Raw genomic sequence first — 23,754 nt, forward strand, 5'->3', positions numbered from 1 at the left:
TACGGATAACAAAAAATAAGGCACGGCACGGGCGGGAACGCGCCCGTGCCGTTGCGGCTTAACCGGGGTAAATACCGCGATCTTTACGCGCCATCAGGATACGTTCACAGGCCACAATGTAGGCCGCGGTGCGCAAGCTGCACCCCTTCTCTACCGCCTTCTCCCAGACGTGCACCATCGCATCGGTCATGATCTTGTCCATGCGCACGTTGATCTCCTCTTCACTCCAGAAGAAGCTGGCCATGTCCTGCACCCACTCAAAGTAACTCACGGTCACGCCGCCGGCGTTACAGACCACGTCCGGCACCACGGTAACGCCGCGCGCTTTCAGGATGTCATCCGCTTCCGGGTAAGTCGGGCCGTTTGCCCCTTCCAGCACCAGTTTGCAGCGCAGTTTTTCTGCCCGCTCACGGGTGATCTGCCCTTCCAGCGCGGCTGGGATGAAGATGTCCATCTCCACTGACCAGAAGGCTTCGCTGTCGATCTCCTTCGCACCGGGGAACCCGGCGATCTGCTTGTGTTTGTGCTGCCAGTCGCTCAGCGCATGCAGGTCAAGGCCGTTGGCGTTGAACAGCGTCGCGGTATGGTCCTGCACCGCCACCACGCGCGCGCCTGCTTCCACAAACAGACGGGCCGCTTCACTGCCGACGTTACCAAAGCCCTGCACCGCCACATTCGCCCCTTCGATGCCGATGCCCGCGCGGCGCGCCACTTCTTTGCCGGTCACGAACACACCGCGGCCGGTGGCTTTCTCACGCCCCAGCGACCCGCCCAGGTGGATCGGTTTGCCGGTCACCACGCCGGTGATGGTGGTGCCGTGGTTCATGGAATAGGTGTCCATCATCCACGCCATGACTTTCGGGTTGGTGCCGACGTCCGGCGCGGGGATGTCTTTCTGCGGCCCGATAATCAGCCCAATCTCACTGGTGTAACGGCGCGTCAGGCGCTCCAGCTCACCGTCTGACAATGAGAACGGATCGACGCGTATGCCGCCCTTCGCGCCGCCATACGGCAGGTTGACCGCCGCACACTTGATGGTCATCCAGGCGGAGAGCGCCATCACTTCATTCAGATCCACATCCGGGTGGTAGCGGATGCCGCCTTTGCCCGGCCCGCGTGACAGGTTGTGTTGAACGCGGAACCCTTCGAAGTGGCGGATGGTGCCGTCATCCATCTGGAGCGGGATGTCGACAATCAGGGCGCGCTTGGGGTGGCGCAAGGTATCAATCCAGCGTGACAGGTCGCCGAGGTAGGGTGCGACGCGATCAATTTGTTGCAGGTAAGTGGACCAGGCTGATGTGCTGCTTTCAGACACGTAAGATAGCTTTTCCATGACAAACCTTTTTAAACAAAGTTATTTGTATTGTTAAACCGTGGAAGTGACCTGCATATCACTATGCGCTTTTACTCTAGCACCAAAAAATAACCGGGAAATGGTTAATTCAGCGGCCTTCTTTTTTTTCGGGCGGTTTATTTCCTTTCGGGATGAATAATTAATTAGCTTTTTGCACTCCCATAGGGAAAGCATTTTTATGCACTTTTTATGCAATCAAAGTGCATAAAGCGTGAATTTTTCCGATTTATCAGAAGCTTGAATGTGATCAAAAAGTGAATTTTTTGTCGGAAAGTGTGTTGACAATGTTATGGCGCACCGCCAGCATTGAGGTCAATCACTGACCGGCCCCCTGCCGTTCCAGCACGATAATCCGGGATAAAATCCCTTTATTTCTATCATGTTAATCATGTAAGGCCGCCCCACACCTGCCGTTTATCGGCCGGGAGAGATGTTAAAAAACGCATCCGGGCGTAAACAACAGGTTTCCGCATTCAACAGGAATTTTCCCTTAGCAATTAAGGGGCGGGATGGCTTTGTCTAAAAAAAGATAACGGGAGAAAATGTTATGGCTGAGATAATTGCACGCGACTGGTTTGATCATTATATGGTGCCCTGTTTTGCCCCCGCGCCGTTTATTCCGGTCAGGGCGGCCGGTTCCCGCGTCTGGGATCAGGCGGGCAAAGAGTATATTGATCTGGCCGGCGGTATTGCCGTGAACTCCCTCGGCCACGCCAACGCCGACCTCACCGCCGCGCTGGTGGAGCAGGCCGGGAAACTCTGGCACATCGGTAACGGCTACACCAACGAACCGGTGCTGCGGCTGGCGAAACGGCTGGTTGACGCCACCTTCGCCGACAAAGTCTTCTTCTGTAACTCCGGCGCGGAAGCCAACGAGGCGGCGCTGAAGCTGGCACGCAAATATGCCCATGACCATCACGGCGCGCATAAGCATGAAATCATTGCGTTTACCAATTCGTTCCACGGCCGCACGCTGTTTACTGTCACGGTAGGCGGACAGCCGAAGTACTCCGCAGATTACGCCCCGCTGCCGCCGGGCATCACTCACCTGCCCTACAATGATCTTAAGGCCGTCGAACAGCAGATCTCTGACAACACCTGCGCGGTGATCGTCGAGCCGGTGGTGGGCGAAGGCGGCGTGATCCCGGCCGATCCGTCTTTCCTCAAAGGGCTGCGCGCGCTGTGTGATAAACACCAGGCGACGCTGATTTTTGATGAGGTGCAGACCGGCGCCGGGCGCACCGGCGCACTCTACGCCTACCAGGCTTACGGCGTCGAGCCGGACATCCTGACCAGCGCCAAAGGGCTGGGCGGCGGTTTCCCGATTGGTGCCATGCTGGCCAAAGAGGCGTGGGCGCAGGTGTTCCAGCCCGGCACGCACGGCACCACGTTCGGCGGCAACCCGCTGGCGGCCACCGTGGCGGACAAAGTGCTCTCGCTGCTGGATGCAACGCTGTTGCAGGGGGTGCGTGAGCGCCACGACATGATTGTCAGCCGCCTGGAGCAGCTGAATGCGCGTTACGGGCTGTTCAGCGCGATACGCGGTAAAGGGCTGCTGATTGGCGCAGCGCTGGCGGAACCCTGGCACGGCAAGGCCAAAACCCTGACCAACCTGGCCGCCGAAGAGGGCTTGATTGCGCTTATCGCCGGGCCGGATGTGCTGCGGTTCGCCCCGGCGCTGGACATCAGCCCGGCAGAGCTGGACGACGGCTTCGCCCGGCTGGAACGCGCCATTGCCCGGTTTGTCTGAGACGTTGAGGAGCCTGCCATGATGCTGTTTCGCCCGGTCAGAGAGACTGACCTGAACGATATCCTCGACCTTTCCGCCCGTGCGGGCGTGGGATTGACCTCGCTGCCCAATAATCCTGACCGCCTGCGCGCCCGCATTACGCGCAGCCTCGAGACGTTTGCCGGGCTGCGCCCTAAATCACAACAGGGGTTCCTGTTTGTGCTGGAGGATACCGAGCTTGCAAAAGTGGTCGGCGTCAGCGCCATTGAGGTGGCTGTGGGGCTGGATGAGCCGTTCTACAATTTCCGCATCCAGCGTACGGTGCGCGCCTCGCGTGAGCTGGGGGTCTATAAAAACCTCGACACCCTCTACCTGAGTTATGACCACACCGGCCACAGTGAACTCTGCACCCTGTTCCTTGACCCGGCCTACCAGCGCAACCGCAACGGGCTGTTTCTCTCCAAGGCGCGTTTCCTGTTTATTGCCGCGTTCCGCGAGTTCTTCTCCTCGCACCTGTTCGCCGAACTGCGCGGCGTAGTGGACAACGGCGGCCGCTCGGCGTTCTGGGACGCGCTCGGCCACCACTTTTTCGAGATCCCCTTTGCCGAGGCGGATTACCTCACCGGCATCGGCTCCAAAACCTTTATCGCTGAGCTGATGCCCTCCTACCCGATCTACATCTCGCTGCTGCCGGAACCGGCGCAACAGGTGATCGGCCAGGTGCACCCGCAAACCGCCCCGGCACGCGCCATCCTGGAAAAAGAGGGGCTGATGTGGCGCGGTTCGGTGGACATTTTTGACGCCGGGCCGGTGCTGGAGGGCGAGACGGACGCCATCCGCGCGGTGCGTGCCAGCCGGGTGCTGCCGGTGCGCCACCGCGATCCGGCAACCGGGGGCGGTGCGCTCTGCATCGTCGCCAACCAGCATTTTGAGGATTTCCGCGCCCTGCTGATTGAGGCCGATGCCGACGCCGCGGCGCTGGATCTCACCGGCCCGATGATTGACGCGCTGCACCTGGCCGACGGCGATGCCGCCCGGCTGGTCAGCCTACTGCCTGAGGAACTGCCCGCATGACGCACGCTGCACACTTTATCCAGGGAACCTGGCAACCGGGCAGCGGCCCGCGTTTCAGCAAGTTCTCCCCCAATGACCAACAGGTGCTCTGGCAGGCGCACAGCGCCGGGGCGAAAGAGGTACAGGCCGCCTGCCGCGCCGCCCGCGAGGCATTTTACGGCTGGTCGCACCGCCCTGCTGACCAGCGCATCGCGATGGTTGAGCGCTTCGCCGCGTTGCTGGCTGACCACAAAGAGGCGCTGGCGCGGCTGATTAGCCAGGAAACCAGCAAACCGCTGTGGGAAACGCGCACCGAGGTGCAGGCGATGATCGGCAAGGCCGCGATCTCCATTGAGGCCTGGCAGACCCGCACCGGCGAGCGCGAAACCCCAATGCCGGACGGCAAAGCGCTGCTGCGCCACAAACCGCACGGCGTGATGGCGGTGTTCGGCCCCTACAACTTCCCCGGCCACCTGCCCAACGGCCACATCATCCCGGCGCTGATCGCCGGCAATACGCTGGTGTTCAAGCCGAGTGAACTGACCCCGGCCACCGCCGAACTGACGGTGCGGCTGTGGCAACAGGCCGGGCTGCCGGACGGCGTGCTGAACCTGGTTCAGGGCGGGAAAGAGACCGGCAAAGCCCTGCTGGAAGACGCTGAGATCGACGGCGTGCTGTTCACCGGCAGCGCCGCGGCCGGGTTCCATTTCCACCGTTACCTGGCCGGCCAGCCGGAAAAAATGCTGGCGCTGGAGATGGGCGGCAACAACGCGTTGATCGTGGACGGTGTGGACGATCTGGACGCGGCGGTGCATGTGATTATCCAGTCCGCCTTTATCTCCGCCGGGCAGCGCTGCACCTGCGCCCGCCGCCTGCTGGTGAAAGCGGGGCCGGAAGGCGATGCGCTGATCGCCCGGCTGGTGGAGGTGAGCCGCCGGATCGAGGTCGGCCACTGGAACGCAGAGCCGCAACCGTTTATCGGCGGGGTGATCTCGTTGCAGGCGGCGGAGTCGATGTTGCAGGCGCAACAGCAGTTGCAGGCACTCGGCGGCCGGTCGCTGCTGGAGCTGACCCAGCCGGACGCCAACGCCACGCTGCTGACGCCGGGAATTATCGATGTCACCGGGCTTGAGGTGCCGGATGAGGAGTATTTCGGCCCGCTGCTGTCGGTGTCGCGTTACACCACGTTTGACGAGGCGATCCGCCTGGCCAACGCCACGCGCTACGGGCTGGCGATCGGGTTGATCTCGCCCGATCCGGCCCGCTTCGCCCAACTGGCGGATGACGCCCGCGCCGGGATCGTCAACTGGAACAAGCCGCTGACCGGTGCCTCCAGTAACGCGCCATTCGGCGGCGTCGGGGCCTCCGGCAACCACCGGCCAAGCGCCTACTACGCGGCTGACTACTGCGCCTGGCCGATGGCCTCGCTGGTCAGTGACGCGCCGGTACTGCCGGCGGCACTCAATCCCGGTTTGAAATTCTGATCCGCCACCACGCAGAGGGTTGTTATGTCTGGTTATGAAGCAAATTTCGATGGCCTGGTCGGCCCGACACACCACTATGCCGGTCTGTCGGTGGGCAACGAGGCATCACTGAACAACAAAGATGGCGTCTCCAACCCGCGTAAGGCGGCGTTGCAGGGGCTGGAAAAAATGAAAGCGCTGGCGGATGCCGGGTTTGTGCAGGGCGTGTTGCCGCCGCACCCGCGCCCGAATGTCACGGCGCTGCGGGCGCTCGGCTTTTGCGGCAGCGATGAGCAGATGCTGCAACAGGCGGCGGCCTACTCGCCGCAACTGCTCTCGACGCTCGGCTCCGCGTCAGCGATGTGGACGGCCAACGCCGCCACTGTCTCCCCGTCGGCAGACAGCGCTGATGGCCGCGTGCATTTCACCGTCGCCAACCTGAACAATAAACTGCACCGGTCGCTGGAAGCGCCCACTACTTCAGCGATCCTGCGCGCCACCTTTGCCGACGACGCGCACTTCTGCCACCATCACGCGCTGCCGCAGCATGGCGATTTCGGTGATGAAGGGGCCGCCAACCATAACCGTTTTGGTGGGGACTACGCGACGCCGGGCGTACAGATGTTTGTCTACGGCCGCCGTGCCTTCGGCTCCGGCCTGCAACCGCAGCGTTACCCGGCGCGCCAGACGCGTGAGGCGAGCGAGGCGGTGGCGCGGCTGCACCAGCTCAACCCGGAACGGACGCTGTTTGTTCAACAACATCCGGCAGCCATCGACAGCGGCGTGTTCCACAACGACGTGATTGCCGTCAGCAACAAAAACGTGCTGTTCCACCACCAGCGGGCGTTTGTCGATCAGCCTGCGGTGCTGCGCACGTTAAATGAAAAAATGGCGGCGCTGGGGCAGGATTTCATCAGCCTGGAAGTGCCGGAAGCGCGCGTCAGCCTGGCGGATGCCGTGGCCTCCTACCTGTTCAACAGCCAGCTGCTGAGCAAGCCGGACGGCAAAATGCTGCTGGTGGTGCCGGAGGAGTGCCGCCAGCGGGAGAACGTCTGGGCCTATCTGAACGAACTCACCACGGCGGCCGGTTCGCCGGTCAATGAGGTGCGGGTGTTTGACCTGCGGGAGAGTATGCGCAACGGCGGCGGCCCGGCCTGCCTGCGGCTGCGGGTGGTACTGAACGACGCAGAGCGCGCCGCCGTGAACCCCGGCAGCCTGCTGGATGAGGCACTCTACCAGCGGCTGACGGCGTGGGTGAACACCCACTACCGCGACCGGCTGCTGCCCGGCGACATGGCTGACCCGCAGTTGCTGCGTGAGGTGTATGTGGCGCTGGATGAGCTGTCGCAGATTCTGCGCCTCGGCACCGTCTATGATTTTCAGCGCTGAGGGGGCGACATGCAGCCATTGACCGATCAACTGTTGCACTGCGCCCTGCCCGATCTGCCCCTGCCCGCCGCCCTTCACCCGCGCTGGCTGGCGGAAGGCGTGCTGCAACTTATGCCGGAGAACGCCCGGCGGGCGGTGGTGGTATCGGCGGGCATCCACGGCAACGAGACCGCGCCGATCGAACTGCTGCTGGAATTGCTGGCGGCGATCAGCGCCGGGTCGCTGCGCCCGGATGCCGCCCTGCTGCTGGTGTTCGGCAACCTGCCGGCGATGCGCGCCAACCGCCGTTACCTGCACCATGACATGAACCGGCTGTTCGGCGGCCGCCACCGCACTGCCCCACGCAGCCATGAGGCAACGCGCGCGGCGGAGCTGGAGGCGGTCACCACCGCGTTCTTTGACCACCCTGGCACCCCGGCGGGTGATCGCTGGCACCTGGATATGCACACCGCGATCCGTGGCTCGCTTTACCCGCAGTTCGCGCTGGTGCCTTACCACGCGCACCCCTACTCGCCCGCCTTTTTTGATCTGCTGGCGGCGGCTGAGCTGGATGCGGTGGTGCAGCACACCCAGGCGGGCGGCACTTTCAGCCACTTCGTCAGTGAGCAGTTCCAGGCGCAGAGCGTGACGCTGGAGCTGGGCAAGGCGCGGCCGTTCGGCCAGAACGACCTGCCGCAGTTCGCGCCCACCGGCCGGGCGATCCGCGCCCTGATCACCGGTGCCGCGCTGCCGGCACGGCAAAAGCCGCCTGTCCGCCACTTTACCGTGGCAGAGAGCCTGATCAAAACCAGTGAGCACTTCACCCTGAACCTGCCGGACGCGGCGGAGAACTTCACCTGCCTGCCGCCCGGTTATGAGATTGCCGCCCAGCCGGATCGCCGCTGGATCGTCAGTGACACCGCCCGGCATATCCTGTTCCCCAATGCCGGGGTGGCGACGGGCCTGCGGGCCGGGCTGCTGCTGGCACCGGGCGCGCCGCACCTTTCCCTACCAGAGTGACAGGAACCCTATGACAGAAAAAAAATCACCACGGCCGGGCACCCCGGCCGGGGATCAGCACGGCCCGGAGACCCTGCACCGCGGCCTGAGCGCCCGCCATATCCAGCTGATTTCCCTGGGGGGCGCCATCGGCACCGGCCTGTTTATGGGGGCCGGGAAAACCATCGCCGTGTCCGGCACGTCGATCCTGATCACCTATGTGGTGGTCGGCTTCTTTATGTTTATGGTGATGCGGGCGATGGGTGAGCTGCTGCTCACTAAGCTTGAGTACCGCTCGTTTGCGGATTTTGTGTCGGATTATCTCGGCCCCAAAGCCAGCTTTTTCCTCGGCTGGTCTTACTGGCTGAGCTGGGTGGTGACCTGCATCGCGGATGTGGTGGTGTGCGGCGGGTATGTGCAGTACTGGCTGCCGCACCTTTCGCCGTGGATCCCGGCGCTGTTCACCCTGGCGTTGCTGTTCCTGTTTAACCTGCTGTCGGTGAAGATGTTTGGTGAGGCGGAGTTCTGGTTTGCCCTAATCAAAATCATTGCGATTGTCGCGCTGATTGTCACCGGCATCTGGATGGTTGCCACCGGCTGGACGTCGCCGGACGGCGTGCGCGCCTCGCTCGGCAACCTCACTGACACCGCCGTCTTTATGCCGCACGGTGTAGTGGGCTTTTTTGCCGGATTCCAGATCGCCATTTTCTCCTATACCGGCATTGAGCTGCTGGGCACCATGACCGCCGAGACGCGCGAGCCGGAGAAGATTCTGCCGAAAGCGATCAACGCGATCCCGCTGCGCATCATCCTGTTTTACGTGCTGTCGATGGTGGTGATTATCGCCGTGACGTCCTGGCAGCACATCTCGCCCGACACCAGCCCGTTCGTCACGCTGTTTGCCAAGGCGGGGCTGCCGGCCGCGGCGGCGGTGATTAACTTTGTCGCGCTGACGTCGGCGATGTCGTCTGCCAACAGCGGCGTCTACTCCAGCACCCGGATGCTGTATGGCCTGTCGATGGAGAAACACGCGCACTGGCAGTTCCGCATTTTGTCACGCACCACGGCCATCCCGGTGCGCAGCCTGATCTTTTCCATCTTCTGTATGTTGAGCGGCACCCTGCTGCTGTTCCTGGTGCCGAACGTGATGACACTGTTCACCATCGTCTCGACGCTGGCCGCCATTCTGGTGATCTACAGCTGGGGGATGATCCTGCTGGCCTATCTGGTCTACCGGAAACGCCGCCCGGATCTGCACCAGCAGGCGATATTCAAAATGCCCGCCGGTATTTTCCTGTGCCGCCTGAGCCTGCTGTTTTTCCTGTTCTCACTGGTGATCATGGTGTTCGACCCGGACACGCGCATCGCGCTGTTCTCGATGCCGCTCTGGTTTATCCTGCTGGCGGTTATCTGGCGGATAAAGGTGAAACGGGAAAACACGAAGCTGTATAAGCTGGAAGGGAATATGTAGGGGGCGGAACACTCACCAAGGAAATATAATCATGATTATATTTCCTTGGTTTCCCCCCGCTCTCGTGAGGAACACCTCCATAAAAAAGCCGCCCACATGGGGCGGCGAGTTAATCAGGCTAGGGTATATTAAAGAGCGACTAATTCCAGCCGCTTACCTAACGCAAGCAGCGCTTTTTGGATCGTGTCGATCTTGGTCGTGTGATGCAGATCGAAGATGCGCGTCACCTCTTGCTTTTTCGTTTTCATGCGGCTTGCCAGTTCAACCTGAGTCAAGCCATCATCGAGGAAAGCGTTAAGCAGTATCACCTTAGCGGCAACACTTAATGGCACCTCTACAAAATCGCCGGTTATTGCACTTGGGGCCGGTATTTTTTGACTCTCTTCAAAATAAAATTCAAAGGCAGTGACCAGCGCATCCAGCCCCATTGCCAACGCGTCCTCGCGCGTATCGCCTTGGGTCAGCGCCTCCGGTATATCCGGGAATGACACTACATACCCACCGTCACACGGCTCTAAATTAATGGGATATCGCATAGTGCTTAAGTGAATCTCCGCGAGTACCTGCCCCGAAGGGCTGGATTTTTATAGGCCCAGTTGCCTGATGATGGCCTGTCGCAATGGTTCTTTTAACTCAGCGTCGGGATGCCGGGGGCATGACGCTCCGCTGACCCTGGTATCTCAGTTTCAAATGGTTTGTGTCGTTTGAAATCTCCTCCCTGAGCTTCAAGCCATCGCCTGAACTCGCTTTGCTTCACCTCTCCTCCTTCTGTTGAACACACAAAAAGAGTAATCAAAAATGCTTACCCAATCAACATTTTTGCTTACTTTAAAGGGGAGCTATGATGTATTACCCTGGAGGTTTACCGATGGTGATGCTGAAATTCTTAACCTGGAGGATTACCACTAATGCGAATGGCTAACCCCGCCCATCCTGGCGAAATCATTGCTGAAGCGCTGGAAGATATGAATGTCAGCCTCCGTCAATTTGCGAAAGCGATGGAGATCGCGCCCTCAACGGCCAGCCGGTTAATTTCCGGACATACTGCCGTCACGCCAGAAATGGCCCTTAAGCTTTCCGCCGTAATTGGCAGTACGCCGGAAACCTGGCTAAAAATTCAGGCCACGTACAGCCTGTTTATCGCCAGACAGCTAACAGATGTCAGCCATTTACACAGACTCGCCTTCGCCTGAAGGCGAGAAGTTATCCCCGCGAAAGCGGGGAACACAGACTGACGAACAATGAATGTCTCGATCAGCTCGGTTTAGCCCCCGCTCTCGCGGGGAACACCGTAAAAAACATTTATTGCTTTAATGATTTTTTTAAAAATCACGTTTAACGATGATATAGCCATTAAACCTTACTGAGCAGTCATTATCATTGGCAAATGCTGAAGCCAGAAAAACGTTTTCCTTTCCTTCTTTATTTTTAAAAGTGTATTCAGCAATTATATTTCTTGCATGGTCAGCCATAAATCCCTGAGCATATTCCTCTGCCGTTGTACGATCTTCGCTATGTTCACCACTCAGGCGTTTTTCCTCCTTGCCGTATACGATTGCCAGTGGATACGTAACAGGAGTAATCGAAACTATTTTTGTTTGGGTTTTTCCTTCATTGATATTTTCCCGCACCAGCTTCAGGTCATCCAGCATTGTAATATACATGGCAGAGCCAATGCCATTATTTAGTTTTATACATTCATCCGGCGTGACGGCAGAGAAAGCATAGAAACTAAAAAACCCCAACGTCAATATTGGGAGCTTCATAATACGATTAATTCCTTATCACCAGATTCATAGAGCACTCGTCTGAATGTCGGATGGAGAATAATGCATCCATTCGATGCTGTTCCCTTGCTATTTCCACCATGTATTAAGAACCCATTTCTCCCACACATATTATTAGTAGAATAAGGTTGCAGACGCAGTGTATAGGGGCCAGCGTGATGGTGTCTGAAAGGCTTGCCGACTATCTTATACTTTCCTCGCGGCAAAGGCCCTTTGTTGACTACACATTCGAAATCAGGCTCATTTTTATAACCAGGAGCCCCAGCATAATCAGCGCTGAATTTATAAACACCATTTTGTTCAAACGACCTTTTTCTTACATTATAAACCCATGTCATTCAAACCTCCTTATATGGCGCCTTTCAGCGCCATTAAACACCCTTCTTTTTATCGGTTCTTCCACGAGTCAGAGTGAGCCAAATTACCATCACAGTATTTCCAGGTAATCTTCTCATAGCGAAGGGTAACTAATTCAAGATGATTTGTACTTTCGAAGGCTTTAATATTGTGCATTATCGTTTTTACTGAAACAACCGTAACACCTTCAAGTAGTATATTGTAATATTCCTCCTCTCTCCCTGCATCATTGATTCTGTACCATTTAAACTCAGCACTTTTTAGTGTTTGACCGGTGGTTGATGCTTTATAAAGCAATGGGCTTGAACTATCAATTTCTTTTTCAAATTCTAATGCATCATGAATTCGCGGCCCGGTTATTTGACCTGTGTGCCCATCGGTAGGAATGTCCACTCCATGCATAAAGCTTAGCACTTCAATACTGTTTTCCCGGCCACGCACGTCAACCAACCCTTTAATTAGTGCACCACCATCATCTTTTAACCATAAATAGGGAGGGATAGCCATTATTAAACTCCTAATTGATTAGAAAAGCTTGCATAGTTTGCGCCTGATAAAAGCCAATAACAAATACTAAAAATCAATAAACATGGGGATAAACATAGTCATGAAAAATAAATAAAACAGGGAATGATTAAATCAATAACATTGAATTAAAATAATAGTCACATTATATAATGTGTATATCAGGCGTTTAGACAGCGTTCTCATATTGGATTACTACAATATTACAGGATCAGTCATAGTCTATATCCCCACTCTCGCGGGGAACACGATGTTATGAGCGTCTCCTGACCTGGCAATAGCGGTTTAGCCCCGCTCTCGCGGGGAACACGTACTCCGTGAAAAAGACAAATACGCCATAGACCGGTTTAGCCCCGCTCTCGCGGGGAACACTCATCCGATGCGCATCCGCCTGGCCGACAACACGGTTTAGCCCCGCTCTCGCGGGGAACACACCCCCTGGCGCTGGCGCAGCTGATAACATGGCGGTTTAGCCCCGCTCTCGCGGGGAACACGTTATTATCCTGTTCTCTGCGTGTAAGTGACACGGTTTAGCCCCGCTCTCGCGGGGAACACCCCTCCACGGCAAACTCATCAACCTGGAGGCGCGGTTTAGCCCCGCTCTCGCGGGGAACACGATATCTAGATTGATAGTTGCTGTGCTAAGAGCGGTTTAGCCCCGCTCTCGCGGGGAACACACCGTCAAGGGGCGGCTTTTTAGGGTCAAAGGCGGTTTAGCCCCGCTCTCGCGGGGAACACGCCAGCGAATTAACAATAAACGTCCCCGTATTCGGTTTAGCCCCGCTCTCGCGGGGAACACTATGCGGGGCTTTCATTATAGCGCCGGGCGATCGGTTTAGCCCCGCTCTCGCGGGGAACACCTTTCCGCGACAGCGCACGCAAGGCTAGCAACCGGTTTAGCCCCGCTCTCGCGGGGAACACTGATTGATGAAGCGGGGGAGATCATTGCCGGTCGGTTTAGCCCCGCTCTCGCGGGGAACACGTAATGGCCGTGAAGGCTCGAACTTTTCCCCACGGTTTAGCCCCGCTCTCGCGGGGAACACAAAGCACTCAAGGCTTAGCCGCTCAGCCGTCCCGGTTTAGCCCCGCTCTCGCGGGGAACACGCGTGACGCCCAGGCGCAGACGCGCGCGGCGGCGGTTTAGCCCCGCTCTCGCGGGGAACACTCTTATCGTATTTCGTTGATTATAAAAACTTTTTTAAACAGCTAAAATTCTACCGATTTTTTTACGATGATTATGCGATATAAATCATTGATTCATCAGAACGTTATAAAATTCAGAATGCGTTTTATGGTATTCACCAGCCGGAAAAAGAAAAACCCCGGCAAGCCGGGGTTTTTTCAGGATTGCTGAGAGAATTACTTCTCTTTAGCAGGGAACAGCACGCTGGCGAGGATGCCGAGGCCCAGCACAATCAGTACGATATAGAGGCTGGTGTTGATGCCGATCTCGTAACCGTGGTGCCAGAGGTGGTCGCTGGCGTTCAGGCCGAGTTTGAAGGCGATAAAGAACAGCAACACCACTACCGCTTTCTCCAGGTGCGACAGATAGCGGCGCAGCGCTTCCAGCACAAAGTAGAGCGCGCGCAGGCCGAGGATGGCGAACATCATCGCGGAGTAGACAATCAGCGGCTCACGGCTCACGGCGATCACCGCCGGAACGCTGTCAAAGGCGAACATCACGTCTGACAGCTCCACCACAGCCACACACAGCAGCAGCGGCGTGGCGTAGCGTGCGCCCTTCTTCACCGTGAAGGCAAAGCCCTTGTTCTGCGGCTTCTCCAGCTCAGCAGAGACTTCGCTGGCTTTCAGCAGGAAGCGGTCACCGGCCAGTTTCGGCCAGACCGGGAAGAAACGGCGCACCAGACGGTTGGCAAAGTGATCAGAGTAATCGTCGATCTCTTCATCATCTTCACCGGAGCGCAGCATCATCACTGCCGTCCAGGCGACAATCACCGCAAACACCATCTCTACCCACGGCCCCAGTGACAGCAGCGCCGTACCAAAGGCGACAAAAATACCGCGGAACACAATTGCCCCGATCACGCCCCAGTAAAGCACGCGGTGGCGCAGGCCATCCGGCACTTTGAACCAGGCGAAAATCGCCATCATCACGAACAGGTTGTCAACCGACAGCACTTTCTCCAGCGCGTAACCGGTAATGAACAGGTTAGCGACAGCCGCACCGTGGTGGATATAGAGGAAACCGGCGAAACCCAGGGCGGTCGCCACCCAGAAAATCGACCAGCCTACCGCGCTTTTCAGGCTGATGGCGTGGTTGCCGCGGTGGGCAAGCAGGTCAATCAGCAGCGCGGCAACCGACAGGCCAACGAATACGCTGACCGTCTCCAGAGGAAAACCAATATGAACAGACTCCATTATCTCTTCTCAATTCAAAATGTTACCGGAAACGGTAACCAGGTTAGTTTTTTATAGGGGTGCCGCAGCAGGGTGCGCGGCGTCACCATTTTAGCAGCAGAGCCGCCGATCATCAGACATAAACAACATGAAACTATCAATGACACGGGGGAAAAGCAGAAGGGAAAGGCCTGCCGCGCGTCAGCTGACGGCCGCAGGCCGGGCAATCAGAGGTTTTTCAGCGCCTTCATGGTCTCTTCAATATCAATCTCCAGCTCGGAGAAAGTGAAGGTTTTATTCTGGAAGGTGGTGACGTTCAGCATCTCCAGCGGGCGGGTCGCGCCCTTCTCCACCTCTTGTTTCGGGCGGATGCGCTCCATCAGCAACCCGGCGGAGAGCACGGCGTTCTCTTTGTCGATCTGCGCCTCAACCGGCACCTGTTTGGTGAAACGGTTGAACGACTTGATGCTGGTGATTTTGATGCGCTCACCGGCAATGTGGATGTATTTGCTCTCTACCGCCACTTTCACCGCGTAGGCCGACAGCCCTTTGTTATTGGTGGTCGGCTCAAACGTCACGGCGGCATTCTTTTTCAGCAGCTCTGGATTCGCCACTTTGACAACGTGAAAATACCGGTTGTCGCCGTTTTCATCTTTAATAAATCCGAATCCTTTGTCTTCGAAATATGTCGTAATTGTACCGTGCATCATAGTTACCGCCTGACCTGTCAACAAAACGCCTATTTTAGTCGAGCCACACGCAGAAGTCGCCTGCTTTACCGCACTTCCTGCCCGGTGCGCGGCCATAAAAAAACGGCCTCCGGGGAGGCCGTTTTCAATACGGGGCGGGCTTACTGCGCGCCGGTGTGCTCCATGCCCACCAGCCCGACTTTGAGGTAACCCGCCTGACGCAGCGCGTCCATCACGCCCATCATCGTTTCGTAGTCCACGGATTTGTCCGCGCGGAAGAAAATGGTGGTCTCTTTGTCGCCGTGGGTCTGCTGCGCCAGTTGTGCGGTGAGTTGCTCACGCGGCACCGGCACATCGCCAACAAACAGCTGTTTCTCCGCATTGACCGTCAGGAACAGCGGTTTTTCCGGGCGCGGCGACGGCTTGCTGGTCGAGGCCGGCAGGTTAACCCGCACGTCCACAGTGGCCAGCGGTGCGGCCACCATAAAGATGATCAGCAGAACCAACATCACGTCGATAAACGGCGTCACGTTGATCTCATGCATTTCCCCGCTTTCATCCAGGTCGTCATTCAAACGCATCGCCATCGTCAGTTACCCCACGCGCAGTTGCGGATTCGCGCGTTTGGTACCGGCGTTGGCCGCCAGGTCCAGGTCACGCCCCTGCAACAGCAGCAACTGTGCCGCGACATCCCCCAGCAGGTGGCGGTAGCCGGCAATCAGGCGGGCGAAGATGTTGTAGATCACCACCGCCGGAATCGCGGCCACCAGCCCGATGGCGGTCGCCAGCAGCGCTTCCGCAATGCCCGGTGCCACCACGGCGAGGTTGGTGGTCTGGGTTTCGGCGATGCCGATAAAGCTGTTCATGATGCCCCAGACGGTGCCGAACAGGCCGACAAACGGCGAAATCGCGCCGATGGTCGCCAGGAAACCGTTGCCGCGCCCCATGTGGCGGCCGGCAGCCGCCACGCGGCGCTCCAGGCGGAAGCTGGTACGGTCTTTAATCCCGGCGATGTCAGCAGACTGCGCCGACAGCTCCAGCTCGTTTTGTGCATCGGCCAGCAACCGGGCGCTGAGGCTCTTGTCATCAAAGCCCTCCATCACGGCAGCGGCTTCGTCCAGCGTGGTCACCGGGGCCAGCGCGCGCAGCTCACGGCGCAGGCGGCGTTTGGCGGCCAGCAACTCGCTGCCCTTGGCAAACAGGATCGCCCAGGTGACCACCGAGGCCAGCAGCAGGCCAATCATCACGGTTTTCACCACCGCGTCGGCGTGGTGATACATCCCAAGCACGGACAAGTCCTGCGGAATGACCGGCTGGGCGGCAGGCGCGGACGGCTGCGGATCCGCGGCCATCACCGGGGCCGCCGGGGCGGCGTCTGCCTGCGCGCTCTGCGCAGCCGGCGCGGTAGTGGTTGCCGGGGCCGCCAGTGCCGGGCCGCTCAGCCCGGCCATCAGGCACAGGGAGGCCAGCGCCAGCCGGCCGCGGCGCGGTGTTGTTTTCTGTACTGCCACGGCAGATGTGGGCATCCCCAACTTCATCATCATGCGAGCCAATTTCACGCTACGCCTCCACCCTAAATCATCAACGTTGGAAGAAATAAATCAGTGCGGGATCATATCAAACACAGCGCGGATTGATAGTGGTTCTCATTATTATTTACGTACGCAAGAGATCAAGGTCAATGCAAGTGGAATATCCATAAGAAAAGCCGGCAGCACGCAGAGAGGAGGCCGGAAAGCCGGGGCGGGAAGCGCTGTTTTTTTAGCCACATCACAAATCCGGAGGCCGCGCCAGCGCTGGCCGTGACGCAGATCGGATTTGCTTTAAAAAGCCATTTCAAGAAATTTTCAATAGCATTTCAAAGTGTATAATCGCGTTAATAAAATGTTTCAAATTTAACAAACCCGCATTTTCCACTTACTTTTCCCGGCTTTTTCCTGCCCCTGGAGAGCATCATGATACTGCGAAAATCCCTGCTGGCCCTGAGCCTGTTTTCCACCACGCTGTTTATCAGCCATCAGACCCTCGCCCAGACCATTAAAGCCGCGGATGTGCATCCGCAGGGTTACCCGAATGTGGTGGCGGTGCAGCATATGGGCGAAAAACTGGAGAAAGCCACCGACGGGCGGCTGGAGATCAAAACCTTTCCCGGCGGCGTGCTGGGCGATGAGAAACAGATGATCGAGCAGGCGCAGATTGGCGCCATTGATCTGATCCGCGTGTCAATGGCCCCGGTCGCCGCTATTCTGCCGGAGATTGAGGTCTTCACCCTGCCCTATATTTTCCGCGATGAAGAGCATATGCATAAGGTGCTCGACAGCCAGGTCGGGCAGGAGATCGGCAATAACATCACCAATGACCCGAAATCCCGGCTGGTATTCCTCGGCTGGATGGATTCCGGCACCCGCAACATGATCACCAAAACCCCGCTGACCAAACCGGAAGACCTGAAAGGCATGAAGATCCGTGTGCAGGGCAGCCCGGTGGCGCTGGCGACGCTGAAAGCGATGGGGGCGAACGCGGTGGTGATGGGCGTGAGCGAAGTCTTCAGCGGGATGCAGACCGGCGTCATTGACGGCACGGAAAACAACCCGCCGACCTTTGTCGCGCATAACTATTTGCCGGTGGCGAAATATTACACCCTGACCCGCCACTTCATTATTCCCGAGCTGTTCCTCTACTCCAAAACCAAATGGGACAAATTAAGCAGCGAGGATCAGCAACTGCTCCTGAAGCTGGCCAAAGAGGCGCAGGCCGAACAGCGCCAGCTCTGGGCCGCGTATAACGAAAAAGCGTTGCAGACCATGAAAGCCGGCGGCGTGACCTTCCAGGAGATGGACACCAAATATTTCTATGACGCCACCCAGCCGGTACGCGATCAGTTCGGCAAAGCCCATCAGGATCTGGTGAATAAAATCAACGACGTGAAATAAGCCCGTTCACGTCCAGCCTGTTAACCGGGGGAAAGTATGGCCCGTTATTATCTTTCGTCGATGGATGTGCTCTACCGGATAGCGATGTGGATCTCCGGCCTGGCACTGCTGCTGATGGTGGTGGTGATCCCCATCGGCATCTTCTACCGCTATACGCTGAACCAGGCGCTCTCCTGGCCGGAGCCGGTGTCGATCATCTGCATGGTGACCTTTACCTTTGTCGGCGCGGCGGTGAGTTACCGCGCCGGCTCGCACATCGCGGTCGGCATGGTCACTGACCGGCTGCCGCCGGTGTGGCAGAAGGTTTTCGCCACCGTGGCTGACCTGCTGATGCTGGCGCTGAGCCTGTTTATCCTGGTCTACAGCACCACATTGTGCCGCGAGCTCTGGGAGCAGCCGGTGGCGGATTTCCCGGTGCTGACGGCCGGGCAAACTTACCTGCCGCTGCCGATTGGCTCGGCGATTACCCTGCTGTTCGTGCTTGAACGGCTGATGCTGGGGCCGCAACACCATCGCCAGGCGGTGGTCTTCGGCACCTCGGAAACCTGATACGGGGCGACTCTGATGGATGCATTTATTCTGCTGTTCTCGCTGGGCGTGCTGCTGGCGATTGGCGTACCGGTGGCGTACGCCGTCGGGCTGAGTGCGGTGGTCGGCGCGCTGTGGATCGACCTGCCGCTGGAAGCGTTGATGATCCAGCTCACCAACGGGGTGAATAAGTTTTCCCTGCTGGCGATCCCGTTCTTTATCCTGGCTGGGGCCATCATGGCGGAGGGCGGCATCGCCCGGCGGCTGGTGAGTTTCGCCTATATCTTTGTCGGGTTTATCCGCGGCGGGCTGTCGCTGGTGAATATTATGGCCTCCACCTTCTTCGGCGCGATTTCCGGCTCGTCGGTGGCGGACACCGCCTCGATTGGCTCGGTGATGATCCCGGAGATGGACAAAAAGGGCTACCCGCGTGATTTCGCGGCGGCGGTCACCGCCAGCGGCTCGGTGCAGGCGATCCTGATCCCGCCCAGCCACAATGCGGTAATCTACTCGCTGGCCACCGGCGGCAGCGTCTCGGTGGCGGCACTGTTTATCGCCGGGATTTTACCCGGCATCCTGCTCTGTTTGTCGCTGATGGTAATGTGCGTCGGCTTTGCCCATGCGCGCGGCTACCCGAAAGGCGAGCGGGTGGCATTCCGTGATGCGCTGAAAATCTTCATCGACACCCTGTGGGGCCTGATGACGGTGGTGATCATCATGGGCGGCATCCTGAGCGGGATTTTTACCGCCACTGAGTCGGCGGCCATCGCCTGCCTCTGGGCGTTTTTCGTCACCATGTTTATCTACCGTGACTACAAATGGTCAGAGCTGCCGAAACTGATGTACCGCACGGTGAAAACCGTCACCATCGTCATGATCCTGATCGGCTTCGCTGCCTGCTTCGGCGCAGTGATGACGTTTATGCAACTGCCGACGCGCATCACCGACTTTTTCACCGCCTTCTCAGATAACAAATATGTCATCTTAATGTGCATTAATATCATGCTGTTGCTGGTCGGCACCCTGATGGACATGGCCCCGATTATCCTGATCCTGACGCCGGTGCTGCTGCCGGTCGCTACCTCGCTCGGTATCGACCCGGTGCACTTCGGCATGATCATGATGGTGAACCTCGGCATTGGCCTGATCACCCCGCCGGTCGGCTCGGTGCTGTTTGTCGCCAGTGCGGTGAGCAAGGAAAAAATTGAGGCCGTGGTGAAGGCGATGCTGCCGTTTTACGCCGTGCTGTTCTTTGTGCTGATGCTGGTGACTTACATCCCTGCGATTTCGCTCTACCTGCCCACCCTGTTCGGTGTGCACGCCGGTTAAGTTTTCCTCCCCTTTGCCCGTGTCGCGTCGTGACGGGCTTTTTTCATTTCCCCTGCGTCTGCCGGAGGTTTTTTCTCTTCTCCGGCAGAATGCCGTCTGAATCTGCTGTTTTTCCGCCCGGCGGGCAAAAGCATCCCCCGCCTGCCCGGCTGCGTGGTAAGTTAGGTGGAAGTTCGCAACATTAACAACAGGTAACCGGGCAACATGGCAGGAAAACATCGTGATACCGCGCTGGTCAGCGCCGGACGGCAGAAAAAATATACCCACGGCTCCGTGAATGCCGTGATCCAGCGGGCCTCCTCGCTGGTGTTTGATTCCGTGGCAGCGAAAAAACATGCCACCGCCCACCGTGCCCAGGGCGAGCTGTTCTACGGCCGCCGCGGCACCCTGACCCACTTCGCGTTCCAGGAGGCGATGACCGAGCTGGAAGGCGGGGCCGGATGCGTGCTCTACCCGTGCGGTGCGGCGGCGGTCAGCAATGCCATCCTCTCCTTTGTCAGCGCGGGCGACCATGTGCTGGTAACAGGCTCTGCCTACGAGCCAACGCAGGATTTTTGCAGCAAAGTGCTGGCGAAAATGCAGGTCAGCACCACCTATTTCCCGCCGATGATTGGCGCAGGCATCGCGGAACTGGTGCAGCCCAACACCAAAGTGCTGTTTCTGGAATCCCCCGGTTCAATCACCCTGGAAGTGCCGGATATCCCGGCGATGGTCAGCGCCGTGCGCGCCGTGGCCCCGGACATCGTTATCATGATCGACAACACCTGGGCGGCGGGCATCCTGTTCCCGGCGCTGGCGCATGATATCGACATCTCCATCCAGGCCGGCACCAAATACATCATCGGCCACTCCGATGCCATGATCGGCACCGCTGTCGCCAATGCGCGCTGCTGGGAACAGTTGCGTGAACACTCCTACCTGATGGGCCAGATGGTCGATGCCGACACCGCCTACATGGCGGCGCGCGGCCTGCGCACGCTGGGCGTCCGGCTCAGGCAGCATGAGGCCAGCAGCCTGCGGGTGGCGCGCTGGCTGCAAACCTGCCCGGAAGTGGCCGAAGTGCGCCACCCGGCGTTGCCCGGCTGCCCCGGCCATGAATTTTTCCAGCGTGATTTCAACGGCAGCGCGGGCCTCTTCGCCTTTATTCTGAAAGCGCGTCTGACTGACGCCCAACTGGCGCACTACCTCGACCACTTCAGCCACTTCAGCATGGCCTATTCGTGGGGCGGGTTTGAGTCGTTGATTCTGGCGAACCAGCCGGAAGAGTTGCAGGCGATCCGCCCGGCGGAGAGACTCCCCTTCAGCGGCACCCTGGTGCGGCTGCACATCGGCCTGGAAGATTGCGACGATTTGATTGAGGATCTGGCCGCCGGGTTCGCCCGCCTGCGTACCGCCTGATCGCCTGCCGCCCCCGGCGCACTATAATGAGAGTATATTGACGGTGCGCCGGGCCCGATTGGCGCACGTTTTATTCGCAACGGGAAGAACAATGGAAGTACTGAGACATATTCTCCACGCGCTCTGGCAGCAGGACTTCAGCGCGCTGGCCGATCCGGGCGTGATCTGGATTATCTATGGCGTGCTGTTTGCCACCCTGTTTCTGGAAAACGGCTTATTACCTGCCTCCTTTTTACCGGGCGACAGCCTGTTGCTGCTGGCGGGGGCGCTGGTGGCCAAAGGGGTGATGAGCTTTATCCCTACGCTGCTGATCCTCACCGCGGCGGCCAGCCTCGGCTGCTGGCTGAGCTACCTGCAGGGGCGCTGGCTCGGTGACACGCGCCTGGTGCGCCGCTGGCTGCTGCAACTGCCCGCCCATTACCACCAGCGGGCCTTTACCCTGTTCAACCGGCACGGGCTGATGGCGCTGCTGGCTGGGCGTTTCCTGGCTTTTGTGCGCACCCTGTTGCCGACGATGGCCGGTATCTCCGGGCTGAGCAATACCCGCTTCCAGTTCTTTAACTGGCTGAGCGGCGCGCTGTGGGTCAGTGTGGTGGTGACGCTTGGTTTCGCCTTCAGCCAGATCCCGCTGGTGAAGCGCCATGAAGATGCCGTGATGGCCGGGCTGATGGTCTTACCGATGCTGTTATTGGTGCTCGGGCTGGTGGGTGTGGTGGTCATGTATATCCGTAAAAAGCGCGCCCCTGCGCAATAACGTCAACCCGTAACGCGATCCATTAAAAAACCCTGCCGGGCATCTTGTCCGGCAGGGTTTTATTTATTCACGAAACCCAGAAAATAATAAAATTCCTACGCATCAAATCCATTAATTAAATTCTAATTAAAAACTCATTAATAAACCATAAATTGAAAATTCCACCGAAGAACGATTATATAAAGCGCGAAAAGTTCAATTCTAAATAAATTTATTCGTTTCTTCCCCAATTAATAAGAGCCAACTCGATTAAGAAAGGATCTCCTATGTTTAAGAAAAATTTGATAGCAATGGCGCTTCCCCTGATGCTGGCAACGGCCGGTGCTCAGGCGACCAACCTGTATGACAACGAAGGCACTAAAATCGATTTCACCGGCTCCATCCGGTTAATGATGGAAAACTCCGACTCCCGGGACCAATATAACCCCGGTAAAGACTCCACCCAGCTGAAAGACCAGGATTCCCGCTTCGGCTTCAACTTTGACCACGCCTTTAACCAGGGCCAGGCACACGGCATCGGCTATCTGGAATTCGGTAACGATACCCAGAAAGGCGAAGGCGATTTTGAAATGGCCAACCGTCAGGGCTGGGCCGGTTTCCGCATGGACGGCATCGGTGATTTGACCTTCGGCCGCGTCACCTCCCCGTTCGATGACATGGCGCGTTCTGACTTCACCTATGAATACGGCGGCGCACTGGGCTTTGGTGCTTATAACGGCGGCTTTATCGGCCGTACCAGCGGCACCGGCACCGGGGAAGATGAGTTCATCGCCCGTGTGTCTAATACCATCCGGGTGATGAGTGCGGACTTCAACGGCTTCAGCTTCGGCGGCACCTACACGATGCAGACCGAGCAGGATGACGGTGACACCGGCCTGCAAAACGCCTATACCCTGGCGGCGTTCTATAACTTCGGCACTGACGACCTGGATATGTATGTGGGTGCCGGTTATGGCTATGCCCATCTGGATGAAGATGGTACAACCCTGGCTGGGAATGACGTTACCGATGATAATAAGCCGAATTATACAAGAGTTACTAATGGTAGCGACTATGACGGCGAAGACGGTACCGAACAAATCTGGGGCCTGTCCGGTAAACTGACCCACAAACCCACCAACCTCTCCTTCGCCATCGACGTCGGCCAGATGTACCTAGATAACGTGATGTCGGGTGACGTAGGCTACGACGGCAGCCAGAACGCGGATAAAGCGCTGTTCTATGTGGGCGACACCGCGACTGTTAACCTGCTGGGCCTGGGCGTGAAATGGGCCTATGACGGCGACAGCAGCATCTACGGCGGTTACTACCTGAAAGATGCTGACGACGAGCTGTATGACTGGAAAGAACAGAAATACGTGGTCGGTACCGATTATTACTTCACTAAAAACGTCGTGATCTGGGGTGAATACGCTTATATCACCGCCGAGTCTGAAAAATGGACGGACGATAATAACGTGCAACACGATTTCGCAACCGTGGGTGATGACAACCGTATCGCTGCCGGTATGCGTATTTATTTCTGATGAAATACGTTTTTCTGAAGAAGTAAAAAGACTGGGTTAGTGCCCGTTACCCTCATAACGGTATTAACAATAACCACTGTTATTTTTCCTTGATTTATTTTACGGCGCTCTCTGTGGCGCCGTTTTTTTATCT

General features: G+C 57.9%; 22 protein-coding genes, 1 pseudogene and 1 CRISPR repeat array. Of the genes and pseudogenes, 13 read left to right on the forward strand and 10 right to left on the reverse strand.

Going from position 1 to position 23,754, the window contains the following annotated elements; all coding sequences use genetic code 11:
- Positions 1-58: 58 nt before the first annotated feature.
- A complete protein-coding gene (locus JK232_RS09130; protein ID WP_072927320.1) occupies positions 59-1,333 on the reverse strand; it encodes a Glu/Leu/Phe/Val family dehydrogenase in 1,275 nt (424 codons plus the stop codon).
- A gap of 568 nt (positions 1,334-1,901) precedes the next feature.
- Between JK232_RS09130 and JK232_RS09135 the strand changes: the two genes are divergently transcribed.
- The 6 genes from JK232_RS09135 to JK232_RS09160 are packed head-to-tail and all read left to right on the forward strand — an operon-like array spanning position 1,902 to position 9,437.
- On the forward strand, positions 1,902-3,104 hold the full coding sequence (locus JK232_RS09135) for a bifunctional succinylornithine transaminase/acetylornithine transaminase (protein WP_212589086.1): 1,203 nt from the start codon (positions 1,902-1,904) through the stop codon (positions 3,102-3,104).
- Positions 3,105-3,125: 21 nt separating this feature from the next.
- On the forward strand, positions 3,126-4,157 hold the full coding sequence (gene astA / locus JK232_RS09140) for an arginine N-succinyltransferase (protein WP_241506157.1): 1,032 nt from the start codon (positions 3,126-3,128) through the stop codon (positions 4,155-4,157).
- Positions 4,154-5,620 (forward strand): succinylglutamate-semialdehyde dehydrogenase, encoded by a 1,467-nt coding sequence (gene astD / locus JK232_RS09145; protein ID WP_072927316.1) that lies wholly within the window; start codon positions 4,154-4,156, stop codon positions 5,618-5,620. Before astA ends, astD begins: the two co-directional genes overlap by 4 nt.
- A 24-nt stretch (positions 5,621-5,644) precedes the next feature.
- A complete protein-coding gene (gene astB, locus JK232_RS09150) occupies positions 5,645-6,988 on the forward strand; it encodes an N-succinylarginine dihydrolase (protein WP_101835642.1) in 1,344 nt (447 codons plus the stop codon).
- Positions 6,989-6,997: 9 nt separating this feature from the next.
- Complete coding sequence (gene astE, locus JK232_RS09155; protein WP_212589087.1) at positions 6,998-7,987, forward strand: succinylglutamate desuccinylase; 990 nt, start codon at positions 6,998-7,000, stop codon at positions 7,985-7,987.
- 10 nt (positions 7,988-7,997) lie between these two features.
- On the forward strand, positions 7,998-9,437 hold the full coding sequence (locus JK232_RS09160; protein WP_212589088.1) for an amino acid permease: 1,440 nt from the start codon (positions 7,998-8,000) through the stop codon (positions 9,435-9,437).
- 128 nt (positions 9,438-9,565) lie between these two features.
- On the opposite strand, the gene JK232_RS09165 is transcribed toward JK232_RS09160, so the two are convergent.
- Together JK232_RS09165 and JK232_RS09170 are read right to left on the reverse strand one after the other, a co-directional pair.
- The gene (locus JK232_RS09165) at positions 9,566-9,973 is read right to left on the reverse strand and encodes a type II toxin-antitoxin system HicB family antitoxin (RefSeq protein WP_072927307.1); all 408 of its coding nucleotides are present in this window, start codon (positions 9,971-9,973) and stop codon (positions 9,566-9,568) included.
- Between the two features lie 48 nt (positions 9,974-10,021).
- Positions 10,022-10,194 (reverse strand): annotated as a pseudogene (locus JK232_RS09170) (type II toxin-antitoxin system HicA family toxin).
- Between the two features lie 151 nt (positions 10,195-10,345).
- Between JK232_RS09170 and JK232_RS09175 the strand changes: the two are divergent.
- Entirely contained in the window at positions 10,346-10,630 is a 285-nt protein-coding gene (locus JK232_RS09175; RefSeq protein ID WP_072927306.1) for a HigA family addiction module antitoxin, read from the forward strand.
- Positions 10,631-10,759: 129 nt separating this feature from the next.
- On the opposite strand, the gene JK232_RS09180 is transcribed toward JK232_RS09175, so the two are convergent.
- The 7 genes from JK232_RS09180 to exbB form a co-directional block, all read right to left on the reverse strand.
- The gene (locus JK232_RS09180) at positions 10,760-11,203 is read right to left on the reverse strand and encodes a hypothetical protein (protein WP_101855101.1); all 444 of its coding nucleotides are present in this window, start codon (positions 11,201-11,203) and stop codon (positions 10,760-10,762) included.
- Positions 11,200-11,562, reverse strand: a complete 363-nt coding sequence (locus JK232_RS09185; RefSeq protein WP_072927300.1) for a tlde1 domain-containing protein — start codon at positions 11,560-11,562, stop codon at positions 11,200-11,202. Before JK232_RS09185 ends, JK232_RS09180 begins: the two co-directional genes overlap by 4 nt.
- A 49-nt stretch (positions 11,563-11,611) precedes the next feature.
- Positions 11,612-12,088, reverse strand: a complete 477-nt coding sequence (locus JK232_RS09190; RefSeq protein ID WP_101828380.1) for an Hcp family type VI secretion system effector — start codon at positions 12,086-12,088, stop codon at positions 11,612-11,614.
- 299 nt (positions 12,089-12,387) lie between these two features.
- A CRISPR array of direct repeats spans positions 12,388-13,271; the repeat unit is 29 nt; unit sequence CGGTTTAGCCCCGCTCTCGCGGGGAACAC.
- Between the two features lie 194 nt (positions 13,272-13,465).
- Positions 13,466-14,485, reverse strand: a complete 1,020-nt coding sequence (locus JK232_RS09195) for a TerC/Alx family metal homeostasis membrane protein (protein WP_072927292.1) — start codon at positions 14,483-14,485, stop codon at positions 13,466-13,468.
- A 206-nt stretch (positions 14,486-14,691) separates the two neighbouring features.
- Entirely contained in the window at positions 14,692-15,171 is a 480-nt protein-coding gene (locus JK232_RS09200; RefSeq protein ID WP_101828419.1) for a cold shock domain-containing protein, read from the reverse strand.
- A 143-nt stretch (positions 15,172-15,314) separates the two neighbouring features.
- Positions 15,315-15,740, reverse strand: a complete 426-nt coding sequence (gene exbD / locus JK232_RS09205; protein ID WP_072927290.1) for a TonB system transport protein ExbD — start codon at positions 15,738-15,740, stop codon at positions 15,315-15,317.
- A 6-nt stretch (positions 15,741-15,746) separates the two neighbouring features.
- Positions 15,747-16,679 (reverse strand): tol-pal system-associated acyl-CoA thioesterase, encoded by a 933-nt coding sequence (gene exbB / locus JK232_RS09210; protein ID WP_241521544.1) that lies wholly within the window; start codon positions 16,677-16,679, stop codon positions 15,747-15,749.
- 429 nt (positions 16,680-17,108) lie between these two features.
- On the opposite strand from exbB, the gene JK232_RS09215 reads away from it, so the two are divergent.
- The 6 genes from JK232_RS09215 (at position 17,109) to JK232_RS09240 (ending at position 23,621) form a co-directional block, all read left to right on the forward strand.
- A complete protein-coding gene (locus tag JK232_RS09215; RefSeq protein WP_072927286.1) occupies positions 17,109-18,086 on the forward strand; it encodes a TRAP transporter substrate-binding protein in 978 nt (325 codons plus the stop codon).
- Positions 18,087-18,122: 36 nt separating this feature from the next.
- Positions 18,123-18,635 (forward strand): TRAP transporter small permease, encoded by a 513-nt coding sequence (locus JK232_RS09220; protein WP_072927284.1) that lies wholly within the window; start codon positions 18,123-18,125, stop codon positions 18,633-18,635.
- A 15-nt stretch (positions 18,636-18,650) separates the two neighbouring features.
- Entirely contained in the window at positions 18,651-19,943 is a 1,293-nt protein-coding gene (locus JK232_RS09225; protein WP_101828382.1) for a TRAP transporter large permease, read from the forward strand.
- A 204-nt stretch (positions 19,944-20,147) separates the two neighbouring features.
- Entirely contained in the window at positions 20,148-21,341 is a 1,194-nt protein-coding gene (gene metC / locus JK232_RS09230; protein WP_072927282.1) for a cystathionine beta-lyase, read from the forward strand.
- A 91-nt stretch (positions 21,342-21,432) separates the two neighbouring features.
- The gene (locus JK232_RS09235; protein ID WP_072927281.1) at positions 21,433-22,095 is read left to right on the forward strand and encodes a DedA family protein; all 663 of its coding nucleotides are present in this window, start codon (positions 21,433-21,435) and stop codon (positions 22,093-22,095) included.
- Between the two features lie 266 nt (positions 22,096-22,361).
- Complete coding sequence (locus tag JK232_RS09240) at positions 22,362-23,621, forward strand: porin (protein WP_212589089.1); 1,260 nt, start codon at positions 22,362-22,364, stop codon at positions 23,619-23,621.
- The last annotated feature ends 133 nt before the right edge of the window (positions 23,622-23,754 follow it).

The organism is Nissabacter archeti (assembly GCF_018257325.1).
Classification (GTDB): domain Bacteria; phylum Pseudomonadota; class Gammaproteobacteria; order Enterobacterales; family Enterobacteriaceae; genus Chimaeribacter; species Chimaeribacter arupi.